Raw genomic sequence first — 14843 nt, forward strand, 5'->3', positions numbered from 1 at the left:
TTTATTTTGCTATTGTTTCTGCCTTAAAAATATCGGCAAGTAAATGATCTAATTGTTTGTACTCTATTAAAAAAGCGTCATGCCCGTGCAGCGAATCTATTTCACTATAAAAAACATTTTCTTTGAACTTTTTTAACTCCTCATAGGTTTCTTTATTTTCTCTGGCAGTAAAAAACAAGTCCGAATTGATTCCAATAATATGAATCGCTGCATTTGTTTTAGACATTAAAGTTTCAAAATCGGCACTATTTCTTGTAATATCTATGGTTTTAAGCAATTGATTCATCAATTTATAAGATGCTAATTGATATCTCTTTTGCAATTTATCTCCGTGATGTGCCAACCAGCTTTCTATATTAAAAATGGAAAGATTTTCATTGACAGTACGTTGAAATTTTTCTTTGAATGATTCGGGAGATCTGTAACACAACATGGCATGAATCCGGGCATCCTCGATTGGTTTTGATGAATTGTTCAGGATTTGCTCCTGCAAAAAACAATTGGCAATCATCCAGTCAGTCGATTTCCAGTCGGTCGCAATTGGTATTAGATTTTGAGTAATATTTGGTTCTAGTGCCAACATTTCCCAGGCAATTCCTCCTCCAACAGAACCTCCAATAATCGTATGAACCTGACTTATATTTAAGATTTCAAGTCCTTTAATAAAAATTCGGGCAATATCTCTGGTCGTAAAATCCTGGTATTTTTCAATTATAAAAGAATCTGTTCCATTGCCCGGAACATTAAATGCCAATACGGTATATCTGCTGGTATCAATTGTTTTTCCTTCTCCAATTAAGTCGTTCCACCAGCCATTTTCGCCGGTAACCTGAGCATTTCCTGTCAAAGCATGATTGACCAAAACAATAGGCGCGCTATGTAATGGCAAACCGGCAACGGTAAAACTTAAAGGTAACGAACGGTATAGTGCACCATTTTCGGTGGTGAAATTTTGTATGCTAATGGGGTTTGGTATATTTTCCAATTTCAAATCTGTTGTATTATTGATTTGTATCTGGAAATATTAGAAAGAAAAAACTAGTAAGAAACTAGAAAAATTCTTGTTGTTATCTTTCCACGTTTGGGCGTGGTAGAATGCAGCACCTTCTTCGCTTTACCGAAGGGTTGCTAAGGATTCATCGGGTCTAATCCCTCGTCCTTTCTTTATAACATTTCAATACGTTTTTGAACTTAAAGGTGCAAATTAACTACTATTTTCTTAAACAAACAAATTTTATCGAAACTGATTCCTCAATTTCTTAAATATAATTCAAACTAAAACTATTATACGCAAAAATTTACCGAACAAATTGCCCAGTAAAATTAAGCAGGTATTCCCCTATTTTATGATACTTTTCGATTTAGATAAAAAGCGTTTCATTTTCTTTTGAATACATCAAAAACAATAAAGAGTTTGGTTCTTTTTTATCTGTTTTTTTATCCGTTTCTGTTATTCCGAATCTTGGATGGATCAATTCGTTTTTTGGCGGCGGATTGTTTCTTTTAGTCCTGTTTTTCAATGTTGAAAATGTTCTTGATAAGTAGTTTAATGTGCTCATGATATTTAAGTTTAGTTTAGTTTGTGTATTATTATCTTTATTATTCGTTTATTATTTTGTTAAGCCAGCCGGATGAAATAAAAAAACCCTTTTGGATTAGGATGCCAAAAGGGTTTAAGTTTTTAAACTCATATATTCTTTTGGAATCAACAGACGCGTACGCAAATAAATGCGACAGTGAACATCTTGTTCATCTGTAGGGATTTATTCATCTGTGATTTATTTATTATTTTAAATTCTTGCATTTTGTTATAAAATTAAAAAGCCTCCTAAAATTATTGGGAGGCTTTGCATATAATATTATTGTTTTCTTACAATTTAAGCAAAAGACATCCCAACGGTATTAACCGAAATGGCGCAAAACATTTTATAGACATTTGAGTTCATTGATTCAGTAGCTTTTGGGTTTAACAAATATGCAAATATTATTTTAATTACGCAAATTATTTTAAGTAAATTATGACAAAAAAACGATAAAAAAGCACATTTTAACGATATAAAACATCTTACAAAAGTTTTGTTTCATAAAAACAAAGTAAAAACTTACAAAACAGACTTTCCGCTTTAATATCTCCGCAAATCAGTTTATCAAAGAACTTTCAAAAACATTTCTAACTTCAATTTTTAAAGCCAGACCGCCTCTTTATTTTTAATTTTTTCTGACACTTTTAATATATCAGTAATAATCCCTCTTGAAATTGCCTGTTTACACGGAGATGCACTCTGAATTACAATTGGAACCTTAGCGTAAGACTGTGTATAAATCTCAAATATGGAATCAGATCCTTTTAACTGACCAATGGCAGATGAAACAGGTTCCGATAGTAATTTTACTTCTAATAGATTACGTTCCACATCAAATTCGCCAACATATCTTAAAACATGATTATCTGACTGCGTGATTTTTGCAATTTTAAATGATCTGTCAATTGCTTCTTTATTAAGGATTCCGTTTTTCTCTAAATGTTCTTCCCTAATAAGAGGATCAATTTTTATATCTGACAGCTCAAAATCTTTCCCAATTTCTCTTGTCAAAATCAATAATTTTCTGGCAGTATCATTTCCTGACAAATCCTCCTTAAAGGTAGAACGCATTAAACCTAAAAGACTTGCATCTTTCAATATAGAGGAGAAAGAAGCTTCTTCAGTAGAAAACCGATTAAAAACATAACTCAGATTATCTGAGAAAACACCACGTATCTTCGTTATTTTTTCTCCGGAATAATACAAATCCCTTACAGTTTGTAAAACCGGAAAACCAGTATCGACTGAGGTTTCATACAAAAACTCTTTGTCATACTTTTTAAGATTCTCTCGTATCTCTTTATAAAGATCAATTGGCAACGTATTTGCTTTTTTATTTACAGCAACAATATTAAATCCGTTCTGAATTAGCGTATTATAATGACCAATTAATTCGTCGCTGGCCGTTGCGTCAACTGCAATCAAATTCTCAAATTCGTTTTCTTTAGCGAATTCTACAATATCTTGTACCTTAAAAGGAACAGCCAATTCTCTAAAATTGGTTTCCCAGGCATATCCAACACCTTCTTTTTCAAAAAAAGCAACTGTAGAATTGGTGATAATAGGAAAATGAAAATCAATGTTTTTACTTTGAAGAAAAAACTCCTGACTTTCAATAATTTGATTAATCAAAGTACTTCCGATATTCCCAATTCCAAAAAGGATAATATTTATTTTAAGCTTCGACATAATTTTATTTATTGGGGTTAATTTAAACCATATGTTGGGTTTTTAATCATAAAAAATCACCTCTAGCAACACCACATTGCTAAAGGCAATTTTTCAAACAAAAAACAAAAAAACCTAATTTTTATTGATACTATATTGTGACTGTGTAACGCTTTCAAAAACCGTTTGCAAATCAGCAATAAGATCTTCTATGTCTTCAATTCCAACAGAAAGTCGGATTAAATCTTTTGAAACTCCGGTTTCTAATTGTTCGTCATCAGACAATTGCTGGTGCGTTGTACTTGCCGGATGAATAATTAGCGATTTTGTATCTCCGATGTTTGCTAAAAGCGAGAATAGTTTTGTTTCATCAACGACTTTTTTAGCCGCTTCGAAACCGCCTTTTAATCCAAAAGTGATAATTCCGCTTTGACCTTCTGGCAAATATTGCTGTGATAAATCATAATATTTACTCGATTTCAAACCTGGATAATTCACCCAAACCACTTCTTCTTGCTTCTCTAACCATTCGGCTAAAGCCAAAGCATTTTCGCTGTGCTTTTTAATTCGGATTGGTAAAGTTTCTAATCCCTGAATAATCTGAAAAGCATTAAACGGACTCAGAGCCGCACCAAAATCACGCAATCCTTCAATTCTTGCTTTTGCAATAAAGGCTGCATTTCCTAAAGCTTCGTGATACACTAATCCGTGATATCCTGCGGAAGGTTCTGTAAATTCCGGAAATTTTCCGTTTGACCAGTCAAAATTTCCGGCATCGATAATGGCACCTCCTAATGAAGTTCCGTTTCCGGCGATATATTTGGTTAAGGAATGAATTACGATATTTGCTCCGTGTTCAATTGGTTTTAGCAAATAAGAAGTTGCCACAGTATTATCTACAATAAAAGGCACTTTAAAGTTTTTGGCTTCCGCCGAAATTCCCTTCAGATCCAAAACATCTAATTTTGGATTTCCTAAAGATTCCACGAAGAAAGCTCTTGTATTTTCTTTTGCAGCTTTTGTAAAGTTTTCTGGTTTTGAAGGATCTACAAAAGTGGTTGTAATTCCTAATCTTGGCAAAGTCACTTTTAATAGATTATAAGTTCCTCCATATAAACTATTCGAAGCTACAATATGATCTCCGGCTTTTAGCAAAGTCAAAAAGGTTGTCGCAATTGCTGACGCTCCTGATGCTGTAACAACAGCCGCGATTCCGCCTTCAAGCGCTGCAAGACGTTGTTCTAAGACATCATTTGTTGGATTATTTAATCTGGTATAGATAAATCCGGCTTCGGCCAAACCAAATAAATTGGCAGCGTGATCAGCATTATTAAAAACATACGAAGATGTCTGATAAATTGGCACCGCTCTCGTTCCTGCATTTTTAGTTACATCGTGTCCTGCGTGTAATGCGTTTGTTGCAAATTTTTGTGTACTCATGATTTCTTAATTTTTTAAATATTGTTAATACTTATTATATATTGTTATTTGATTTTGAATTGATTTAAACGAAAGTATATTCTCCTTCTTCTTCTAATTCATACATATGAAAGAGTAAGGATTTTTGAGTTTTTATCTGTTGCTCCGGATTATACTTTACAACTTCACTTGTTGTTTCTTCAGATTTACTATTATTTTTTTGGGATTCCGATCTCAATAAGTACTGAAATGCAATTGTGTTTATATCTAATGTATTCATGATTTAAAATTTAAAATGTTGAAATAAAAAAAGCCCTTTCGGATGGCTACCAAAAGGACTTATAGTTCTAACTATAACAAAGACTCACTCTTTCACTTTTTGGCAACAGCTAATTGGGATGCACATTTGCATCATCTCACAACACATCATTTTTCTATTAGCTATTGTTTTCATTTTATTTAAAATTAATTCTTTTTTTAAACTCGACTAATTCGATAGAGTAAATGTAATAACTATTTATCGAACTACCAAACCAAATATTGATATTTAACATTAAAATTTTATTTATCTCCAGAATCAGGTGCTTAATGCTAAATTTTTTTCTACTTAAAAAGGTTTCACATTTTGCTTCATTTTCGAACAAAAAAAACCTCTGCGGTCTGCAGAGGTTCTCTATATGATGTTTGAAAATAAACTACAATAGTCTCTCTGCGGAAGGCTCCGGCATCATACAAGACATATTGCAAACAGTTAATTTCATTTTCCTTATTTATTTTGATGAGGCAAATGTCTGAACTATTTTTTAATCGACCAAACAAAAACTAAATTAATTTCTATTACCCTATCAATTTAGTATGTTTGTGTTAAATTTCTGTTTATAAAAATAAAAAAAGTTGAACTTTAATTTGCAAATCAAAATGGTTTCATACCTTTGCACGCGAATACAGAGGAAAAATTTGAACTGATTGCAACCTCTTCATAATGAAATGGTTCATTATGAATGCTGAAGATTTGATTTCAGTATTAAAAAATGCTAAAGCAGAAACTCTCCTTTAGCCTTTTTAGCAATTTCTCCTCGCTTAATTTTAATTTAATAAATTATTATGGCTTATTTATTTACGTCAGAATCTGTTAGTGAAGGGCATCCAGACAAAGTTGCAGATCAAATTTCGGATGCATTAATTGATAACTTTTTGGCATTTGACGCTGACTCAAAAGTAGCTTGTGAAACGCTGGTTACAACAGGTCAGGTAATTTTAGCAGGTGAAGTAAAATCGAATACTTATCTAGATGTGCAGCAAATTGCCCGCGAAGTAATCCGTAAAATTGGATATACTAAAAGTGAGTATATGTTTGAGGCAAATTCTTGTGGAATTTTATCAGCAATTCACGAGCAATCAGCTGATATTAATCAAGGGGTTGACAGAGCTAAGCCAGAAGAGCAAGGTGCAGGTGACCAGGGAATGATGTTTGGTTATGCAACTAACGAAACTGAAAACTACATGCCTTTGGCACTTGATTTATCTCATAAATTATTACAAGAGTTAGCTATTTTAAGACGTGAAAACAAGGAAATCACTTATTTACGTCCAGATGCTAAATCTCAGGTAACTTTAGAATATAGCGACGATAACAAACCAACTCGTATTGATGCGATTGTAATCTCAACTCAACACGATGATTTTGATGAAGAAGCTACAATGTTGGCTAAAATCAAAAAAGATATTATCGAAATTTTGATTCCAAGAATCATTGCTAAAAATCCAGCTCACGCGCATTTATTCAATGATAAAATCAACTACCATATTAACCCAACAGGAAAATTCGTAATTGGAGGACCTCACGGAGATACTGGTTTAACAGGAAGAAAAATCATTGTTGATACTTACGGTGGAAAAGGAGCTCATGGTGGTGGTGCTTTCTCTGGAAAAGATCCGAGTAAAGTAGACAGAAGTGCTGCTTATGCTACACGTCATATCGCTAAAAACTTAGTTGCTGCAGGTGTAGCTGACGAAATCTTAGTACAGGTTTCTTACGCAATTGGAGTTGCTGAGCCAATGGGTATTTTTATTGATACTTACGGAACTTCTAAAGTAAACTTAACAAACGGTCAAATCGCTAAAAAAGTAGAAGCTATTTTTGATATGCGTCCTTACTTTATCGAGCAACGTTTGAAATTAAGAAATCCTATTTATAGTGAAACTGCTGCTTACGGACACATGGGACGTAAACCAGAAGTTGTAACAAAAACTTTTTCTGCTCCGGGAGGACATGTAAAAACGGTTACTGTTGAGTTATTTACTTGGGAAAAACTTGATTTTGTTGACAAAGTAAAAGCTGCATTTGGATTGTAATTTAGACTACTTAGATTGTTAGATTATTAGACAACTAATTTAGTCTTAAACATAAAAAACCCGATTTCTAAGAAATTAGAAATCGGGTTTTTATTTTATCAAAAACTATTTTATCTTTCCAGCTTTACATCCGGTAAAGTTTTAGGTCGACCTGCATCATTAGATAAAATCCATCCTGTGCGATACATCCACTCCGTCATTTTGCGCAATTTTACGTAATCAATATTTTCTGCTTCATCCATTGGTGTATGGTATTGACTGTGCAAAACACTGGTAAAGAACACCGACGGAATTCCTTTTCGGGCATAAGGCAAATGATCTGAACGGAAATAAAAATACTCCGGATGTTCCGGTCTGTCCCAAAGTTTATCCAAATCAAATTTTGGTCCTTCGTCATTTGCTTTTTTAGCGATAGCCACCAAATCAGAAGAATTCTCGTGAGGAGAACTTGAACCTAATAAAGCAGCCTGATTCACATTATTTCTTCCAATCATATCTCCGTTTAAAACAGCTACAATATCTTTTTCCGTAACAGTTGGATGCGCTGCATACCATCTTGATCCCAATAGACCTCTTTCTTCAGAACCATGAAATACAAATAAAGCGGTTCTTTTTCCGGGTTGTTTTTTGTAAGCTCTTGCAATGGCTAGCATCGCTACACAGGTACTTGCATTATCATCAGCTCCATTGTAAATAGAATCTTTACCATATTTTTGACGAACACCATCATGATCCTGATGTCCGCTGAAAAGAACATATTCATTTTTTAATTTCAGATCCGTTCCTGCAATTGTTCCAACAACATTTACTGACGGATATTTATAAGTCTCTGAAACCACTTCGGCAGACAAAACGTCTTTAGTATTTTTCAGGTAGTCTAATTGATCGCCATGTACCCAGAAAACCGGCATTGTTGAACCTATTTTATCTCGAAAACCTTCTATTCCATAAATTCCTCTTGTCATTTGTGGTTCAACCTGAGACCAACTTTGTTCTGCTAATTCATCTGCGACCATAATAAGTGCCACGGCTCCTTTTTTAACTACAAGATCGTAATATTTATTTCTAACAAGACCAGGATAACGTCTGTCAAAAAGCGAAATATCATCTGCAATTCCTTCTTTCGAAGCTAATAAAACAACGACTTTTCCTTTTACATCAGCTTTTTCAATTTCTTCTTTTGTGGCCGCACCCAAATAAACTAAAGAACCTTCTACTTTAATATTTGTAGTTTCTGCTACCAAAACTTCTTTCCAAAGTTTATATTCTTTTTGTCCAATTTTAAATTTTGTATTGGGAGTTACCTGATGCCTGTACAAATCAAAAAATTGAAAATAAGTTCCGTCATCACCAGCTGGAGCCATTCCGGCTTCTTTGGCTTTATTAGCCAGCCACATCGATACCTTTAACTCATCTAATGTTCCCGCCTCACGACCGTTAAAATGATCACCCGCCATTTGGTACATATCAGTTCTAAGATCCTTATCCGTTATTGCCGAAACTAAAGGTGTTTTGATTGTTTGCGAGAAAGCAAGTCCTCCACAAATAATCAAACTTAAGATCATTTTGTTTTTCATACGTTTTAATTTAGTATTCCAAACTTACTAATTTATCGACAAAAAACGCTCTTTTTAAATTTGAAAGATCTTTAAAGAAAGTACTTCTTATAATCAAACAAAAGCCCGACAGATTTTAATCTGTCGGGCTTGCTTTTTATTTAATAACAGAATCTAGTAAATTCCGTCTTGCATCTTTGTTAAGGTCTCTCTAATTTCAGTGGCAGTTTCCGCTTCTATCTCGGCGCTTAAATATTTTACTGCTAATGTTTGAGTTTCGACAGCTTTCTCTTTTTGTCCATCCTTATAGTATAGCTGCGCCAAAGTATCTAAATAATAAGGATTGTTTTTAGTAACCACTAAACTATACTCGGACCAGCTAATGGCAGATTTTAAAAAGTTAAAATTAGCAGATTTCAACACTACTGTCCAAGCAGCGGAGTTGCATAAATTTGAATGGTATTCTTTGAATGCGTTCCAGCCATTATAAGTGTAGTCAGAAAGTGGATCTAAAGTCGCATATATTTCATCTAAACGTTCGATTGCGCTTCCTTTATCTGTCGCTAAATTAGTATTAAAATAACTACTAAACTCTTTTAAATAACTTGTATTAGAACCGTCCTTATCTTCGACTTCACCTAAATAGGCAAAATAATTACGGTAACATTCAAAGTTTCCTTTTCCGGCAACAATCAGTTTTTTATAAACCGATATTGTTTTGTCTTTATTCACTTCTCCGGAAACTCCATCAGCTTCTATATAGGCGTTTTGTTGCAATGCCGAAGTAATTTCAGAAATTACATTACCAACTAAATGTGTTTCTCCTTCTTTTTCATTAAAAGCTACTCTTTGTGTTTCTATAGCATCAACATGTTTTATCAAATAATCAATAGATAGGAAATCAGTATCTGTTAACACTTTGTCTTCATTGAAAAATTGCTTGTAAAATCCTTGATTTTTAATTTCTTTCAAAATTGTTTCTACCAAATACATATTAGGTTTTGTATCTTTTAGATGCGCTTCAATTAGTTTTTTCCACGTTTGAGAAACTGTTTTTTTGTCCAGCGCTACTTTTACAAGCTTAAAATCCTCAGGATTTTCTGTGCCTGTTTCCGTATAATCATAATCGTAAGGCATTTCAAGAACAGCTGCTTTATTAAAAGCCATAATCAAATCAGTATCTGTTGCTTTTTTATTTTTAATTACTTTATCAAAAGACAAAAATGCATTTACTCTTTGCGCTTTTTTATAAAATCCGTCATAATAATTAAACTGAGCTTGTTTGTCTTTCAAATTAGATTTTGAGGTTGCTAAAATATCTCCGTTTTCATTTAAAATAATTATACTTGGATTGTCTGTTATTTTATTGGCTTTCAACCATTTTTTATCTTCGGCGGAAGCCAAATAATAATTAAAAAGATCATATTCCGCGTGATATGCATCATACATTGTATATGCTACTTGCACTTCCTGATCTTTAACAAAAGCATCAAAATCAGTTTTTGCCGATTGATTTTTACTATCAACATACACAACCAAAAGTTTGTTTTTAGTTGATGAAATGGCGTTTTTTAAATTGTTTTCGATCTTAAATTTAAAATCAAATTTAGTTGAAGGATAGGACTCCACAGCAACCGCTGTACTATCAACCGCTACATTTTCTGTACCAAAATCATCACTTATTAACGCTTCCTTTCCCGGATAAGTCCAGTTTGAAATAGTTTGACTTTCAATCGGAATTACTTTAGAAACTGTAGCTTGAGGTACCTCTTTCTCATTTAAAAAAATTAATGGGTTCTTTCCTTTTTGCTCAGAAATTCTCAACTCATTTGTTTTTTGGTCAAAAAATCCGGCAATCTTTAAATCGTTTACAGCAGACAATTGATAGTTAATAGTCACTTCAGAAACATCTTTTGGCAGCGCAAATTTTGACAATTTACTCTCGCCATTGTAGTCTTCATAAACCAAATACAAATAATCTGCTTTATCTATTTCAAATTCTAAATTGGTCTGTATAAAATCCGGATCAATTTTAGTTCTGATATCATTGATTTTTTGATACTGAACAGGATCATTTGATTTTTGTGTTCCGATATAGAACGAATAATAGGAAGGATCTAAAAATTTAATTTTAATTTTTTGCGCTTTTTTATCATTTGCAAAAGCAAGATCAAAAGCATTCTCTGATTTTACTTTTTGTGAAAATAAAAGTGAATCGCCTTTAATTTCATATTCTCCGGAATAAAAAACCAACTCGTATTTATTATCTTCTAATAAATTCAGTTTGATTTTTTCTCCTTTATTTGTAGACAGATAAGTTCCTTTTTGAATGCCTTTTGTTTGAGAAAACGAAACAAATATTACACAAAAAAACAATAAGAAACTCCATTTAAAATTACGCATACTTCAATTTTTTGGCTGTTAATATAATGCGTAAAGATATTGCATTCCTGATTAAACAAATCACAAAAAAGAAGTTTTGTAATTAAAATACTATAAATTATATTTCATAGAAAAGATAATATAACGTGGCTGAACCGTGTATTGAGAAACTCGTGTAGAAAACTGCGAGAAACTATCATCATTAAGATATCTTGTGTTTAACAGATTGGTTGCCGCAATTTTATATTCCCATTTGCTGTCTTTTTTTTGATAAATTAAACTAGCACTTAAAAAATCATATTCGTTGTCAACCGATTTGTTACCATTATAATAATGATAAAATTCATATTCAGACACAAACGAAAAACTATTCCAAAAATAATAATCTAATCTTGCGAAGGGTTTGTCTGTATAATAGGTCGAACCACTGTATTGATTGATTAAGGCGTTGTATCCTACTTCTAAATTCGGAAATTTTTTATAATTTGTTGAAGCTCTTACCGTATAACTTTGGATAAAACTTTCTGTAGTGGCCAGCACATTATTCTGAATATTATTGAATTTCGACCAATTGAAACTTGCAACTGCAGATGCTTTATAATTCTTTAAAAAAGAGCGTCCATAACTTCCCATTCCTGAAAAAGTTTCATCTGCCAAATTTGAATTATAAGGTACAGATGACTGATTGATTCCATCAAAATCAGCTTTGGTTTTAATGGCATCAACCTTTTTAGTATAGGTTGCGTTGGCAAAAATATTCTCAAAATTGAACATATTGTACTTGAAATATCGGAGCGAATGTACCTGTGAAGTGGCATTTTCCAATAAACGATTTCCTCTAAATAAACTGCTGTAATCTGATAAAACATAACCCGAAGCCAATTGATTTATATCAGTAAAATCATTTGACAAAGAGAAATTATAAGTCAGTGTTTCTGATTTTTTGATTTGATATAAGGCAAAAAAATCAGGCAATACTTTGGTGAAATTTTGAGAATAATCTGTTCCTAACTGATTGTTTGTCATTGAATAAGAATGCAAACTTACTCCTGGTGTCAAGGTAAATTTTCCGGATAGTATCTTATAATGAAAACCTAAAAAAGTATCATTAAAATTATAATTTACCTGATTATTATTTTGAGGATCGTTCAAATCATTTCGATTCCCGTTGTCCAGCATCTGAAAAATATGCGAATTAAAATCCTGATAAGAATAGGTATTTCCTAAAGTAATATTGATATTGCTTTTTGGTGTTACCATATAATAGTAATCGAGTTTTGCGTCTAATTTATTTGTTTTTACAAAACGATCCTGATTTAAATCATTTCGCTGTTGCCCTATAATATAACCTGACAAATCAAATGGCTGTGTTCGTAAATTGGCATTATAAAACGGATTTTCGTCCTGATATAAATGCTGCATTTCAAAAGCAAAAATATTTTTATCGCTTTGCGTATAGTACAAACTTAAGTTTTGATTTACGGATGTTGGATTCTGTTTTTTGTTAGTCAAAATAGTTTCAATAGAAGAAATATCATTTACAACCGATTCACGCAACAAATCTGTGTCTTCATCTTGTTTGGATAATTTGGTTAAGATATCATAATCAAACTGAAACTTATCGTTGGGTTTATACGTTGAACTCAATTTAAAAAGTCCCAAATTATTTTTTTGATGTGTTGATTCATCTCTTTTTTGCTGATCACCCGAATCTAAAATGGTCGTTTGAGATTTTGTTTCTAAATCTGTTTTTGATGTAGAAAGTATTCCAAAACCGCTAATATTCCAAGTTTTTGAAACTGAGTAAGCAAAATTTGTGGCTCCAAATTTCGTTTCAATTTCCTTAGCACGATTATTTCTTAAAATTGAAATTCCCAAATCATTTGATGAAACATTAAAGTTGCTTCCGCCCTTTTTCATCATATTTTTAAATCCACCTGTGAATTTAAAATAATCCTGCGCGGTCAAAGGTAATTCACCAATATTATTGAAATTGGTAATTAAATTAATAGAGTATTTTGGACTATAATAAAACAATTTCGGATTAATAATGTAACGACTGTCGAGTTCTGCAACGCCAATTCCGGCAGTTACATCACCAAACCAAAAGTTCTTTTTACCTTCTTTCAGTTTGATATTCATAGCGACATTATCCTGATCATTTTCTAAACCTTTTAATTGGCTTACTTCATTGTAATTTCTAAGAACCTGAATTTTATCAATCGCATCAGCAGGAATATTTTTAACGCCCAGTTTGGTATCTCCATCAAAAAAATCTTTTCCTTCCACCATTAATTTGCTGACTTTTTTTCCTTCAACTTCAATTTCTCCATCGGCATTTACCTCAACTCCGGGTAATTTTTTTAAAACATCCTCCAGTTTTTTTTCTGTTCCCGATTTAAAAGAATCTGCATTATAAACAATGGTATCTCCTTTTATAGAAACCGGCATTTCACGAACAATTTCAACACCTTCGAGTTCAATTCCGGTGTCGTCCATGACAATATTCTGAACTATATTTTCAGTATTAGTTGACACAGCCATTTCTTTCGATTTCATTCCGAGATAACTCACTTTTACCGTATACGAAGTATTTGGTTTTAAAGTCAATTGAAACTTTCCCTTATCGTTCGTAATTCCGTATGAATCCATAGCTTTTGTTCCGTTATTGACAGCCATAATATTGGCCATCTCCAACGGATTTTTTTGCTCGTCCTGAATAACACCATCAAAACGAACCGTTTGGGCAAAGGATATAGAGGTCATTAAAGAAATGACGAAGAAAAGTATATTTTTCATGAAAAGAAACTTAAGGTGATATAGTAAAACTATCGTCTGATCATTATTGGACCACCACCCGGCCCACCTTCGCGGCCACGGTTCATTTCTCTAAATTCTTCCATTTTTTTAATAACGGTTTCATCGTAATCTTTCTGAGAAATCACTTTACCTTTTGTAGGCGCTTTTATTTCGACTTTATCTTTTGCATTCAAAACAATTTTCGAACATAAAATGGTCGTTCTTCCATCATTTACTTCTAAAATTAAACCAGGCAAACCCCAATAATTTTCTGGTCCTTGATTGACCGGGATTTCCGGAGAATACCATGCCGTTATGACAATCTCTTTTGGCATTTCAAAATTGTCTGCAAAATTGGTTTTTGTTTCTCCTGAAGTTTTCTTTGCCTCATCTTTTTTATCTTCAGCTTTTTTATCGTCATTATTTTTAGGTCTGAAGTTTCTAAAGTCAGTTTTGCTGGCTTCTTTTACTGCTGTTGCTTTATAACAAGTATATCCTCCAATTTGTTTGGTTTCAGACTCAAGTTTCCAGTTTAATTTTGGAAGAGAATCTATAACCAGAAACTCTTTTCCCATAAATTCTTTATCAACTGTATACGATTTACTTTTTACATCTTTATAAAAAGTGCCGCCGCCACCCATAAAAGAGTTCATCATAATACGCATTCCTCCACCTTGTTGCCCAGGAGTTTCTAATTTTTCTTCTTCTTTGTAAATAGATGCCGATTTATCGAAATTCAAAATAAAGGTTTTCTCCAACATTTTTTTCATGCGCTCCTCCATGTTTTTTTGCATTTCAGGCGTGATATCTCTATTGGCACGCATTCCATCCATTTTAGGTGCTTGCGTTTTTGACTCATAAACAGCCATTCCCTGAAAATCTTTTTGTCCACGCATTTGAGTAAATACGAGTATTAAAGACATATATAAAAATATTTTTTTCATTGCATTTTCTTTTAAATTGAGTAAATCAATAGAACTTACTTTCAAATGTATTATTAATTTTAAAATACTAAAAATTAAATATATCAATACCAATAACATATCGACGAAATCGGCTGTTAATTAGATTGTTGCAATTC

Annotated in this window: 10 protein-coding genes and 1 riboswitch; of the genes, 1 reads left to right on the plus strand and 9 read right to left on the minus strand. The window is 32.7% G+C overall.

Going from position 1 to position 14843, the window contains the following annotated elements; translation table 11 throughout:
• Position 1: 1 nt before the first annotated feature.
• From AC1RRN_RS11485 to AC1RRN_RS11505, 5 genes are all read right to left on the minus strand, one after another.
• Entirely contained in the window at positions 2-985 is a 984-nt protein-coding gene (locus AC1RRN_RS11485; protein WP_492967433.1) for an alpha/beta fold hydrolase, read from the minus strand.
• Positions 986-1064: 79 nt separating this feature from the next.
• A riboswitch (SAM riboswitch) is annotated at positions 1065-1173 on the minus strand.
• A 188-nt stretch (positions 1174-1361) separates the two neighbouring features.
• Entirely contained in the window at positions 1362-1559 is a 198-nt protein-coding gene (locus AC1RRN_RS11490; protein ID WP_492967434.1) for a hypothetical protein, read from the minus strand.
• Positions 1560-2183: 624 nt separating this feature from the next.
• A complete protein-coding gene (locus tag AC1RRN_RS11495) occupies positions 2184-3272 on the minus strand; it encodes a homoserine dehydrogenase family protein (RefSeq protein ID WP_492967435.1) in 1089 nt (362 codons plus the stop codon).
• Between the two features lie 114 nt (positions 3273-3386).
• Positions 3387-4691: an O-acetylhomoserine aminocarboxypropyltransferase/cysteine synthase family protein gene (locus tag AC1RRN_RS11500; protein ID WP_492967436.1), complete on the minus strand. Its 1305-nt coding sequence runs from the start codon at positions 4689-4691 to the stop codon at positions 3387-3389.
• Between the two features lie 64 nt (positions 4692-4755).
• Positions 4756-4950 carry a hypothetical protein gene (locus AC1RRN_RS11505; RefSeq protein ID WP_492967437.1) on the minus strand — a complete coding sequence of 65 codons (195 nt, stop codon included), beginning with the start codon at positions 4948-4950 and terminating at the stop codon, positions 4756-4758.
• A gap of 824 nt (positions 4951-5774) precedes the next feature.
• On the opposite strand from AC1RRN_RS11505, the gene metK reads away from it, so the two are divergent.
• A complete protein-coding gene (gene metK / locus AC1RRN_RS11510; protein ID WP_492967438.1) occupies positions 5775-7025 on the plus strand; it encodes a methionine adenosyltransferase in 1251 nt (416 codons plus the stop codon).
• A gap of 110 nt (positions 7026-7135) precedes the next feature.
• Here the strand turns inward: metK and AC1RRN_RS11515 are convergent, their stop codons facing one another.
• From AC1RRN_RS11515 to AC1RRN_RS11530, 4 genes are all read right to left on the minus strand, one after another.
• Positions 7136-8602 carry a M28 family peptidase gene (locus tag AC1RRN_RS11515; RefSeq protein WP_492967439.1) on the minus strand — a complete coding sequence of 489 codons (1467 nt, stop codon included), beginning with the start codon at positions 8600-8602 and terminating at the stop codon, positions 7136-7138.
• A 153-nt stretch (positions 8603-8755) separates the two neighbouring features.
• Positions 8756-10984, minus strand: a complete 2229-nt coding sequence (locus AC1RRN_RS11520; RefSeq protein ID WP_492967440.1) for a hypothetical protein — start codon at positions 10982-10984, stop codon at positions 8756-8758.
• Between the two features lie 90 nt (positions 10985-11074).
• Positions 11075-13762: a carboxypeptidase-like regulatory domain-containing protein gene (locus AC1RRN_RS11525; RefSeq protein ID WP_492967441.1), complete on the minus strand. Its 2688-nt coding sequence runs from the start codon at positions 13760-13762 to the stop codon at positions 11075-11077.
• A 29-nt stretch (positions 13763-13791) separates the two neighbouring features.
• Entirely contained in the window at positions 13792-14706 is a 915-nt protein-coding gene (locus AC1RRN_RS11530) for a GLPGLI family protein (RefSeq protein WP_492967442.1), read from the minus strand.
• Positions 14707-14843 lie beyond the last annotated feature (137 nt).

Source organism: Flavobacterium sp. GW821-FHT11G01 (genome assembly GCF_058808175.1).

Bases quoted from the DNA above. Each gene is read 5' to 3' on its own strand.
- AC1RRN_RS11490 (WP_492967434.1), bottom strand. From the start codon at position 1,559: ATGAGCACATTAAACTACTTATCAAGAACATTTTCAACATTGAAAAAC.
- AC1RRN_RS11495 (WP_492967435.1), bottom strand. From the start codon at position 3,272: ATGTCGAAGCTTAAAATAAATATTATCCTTTTTGGAATTGGGAATATC.
- AC1RRN_RS11500 (WP_492967436.1), bottom strand. From the start codon at position 4,691: ATGAGTACACAAAAATTTGCAACAAACGCATTACACGCAGGACACGAT.
- AC1RRN_RS11505 (WP_492967437.1), bottom strand. From the start codon at position 4,950: ATGAATACATTAGATATAAACACAATTGCATTTCAGTACTTATTGAGA.
- metK (WP_492967438.1), top strand. From the start codon at position 5,775: ATGGCTTATTTATTTACGTCAGAATCTGTTAGTGAAGGGCATCCAGAC.
- AC1RRN_RS11515 (WP_492967439.1), bottom strand. From the start codon at position 8,602: ATGAAAAACAAAATGATCTTAAGTTTGATTATTTGTGGAGGACTTGCT.
- AC1RRN_RS11520 (WP_492967440.1), bottom strand. From the start codon at position 10,984: ATGCGTAATTTTAAATGGAGTTTCTTATTGTTTTTTTGTGTAATATTT.
- AC1RRN_RS11525 (WP_492967441.1), bottom strand. From the start codon at position 13,762: ATGAAAAATATACTTTTCTTCGTCATTTCTTTAATGACCTCTATATCC.
- AC1RRN_RS11530 (WP_492967442.1), bottom strand. From the start codon at position 14,706: ATGAAAAAAATATTTTTATATATGTCTTTAATACTCGTATTTACTCAA.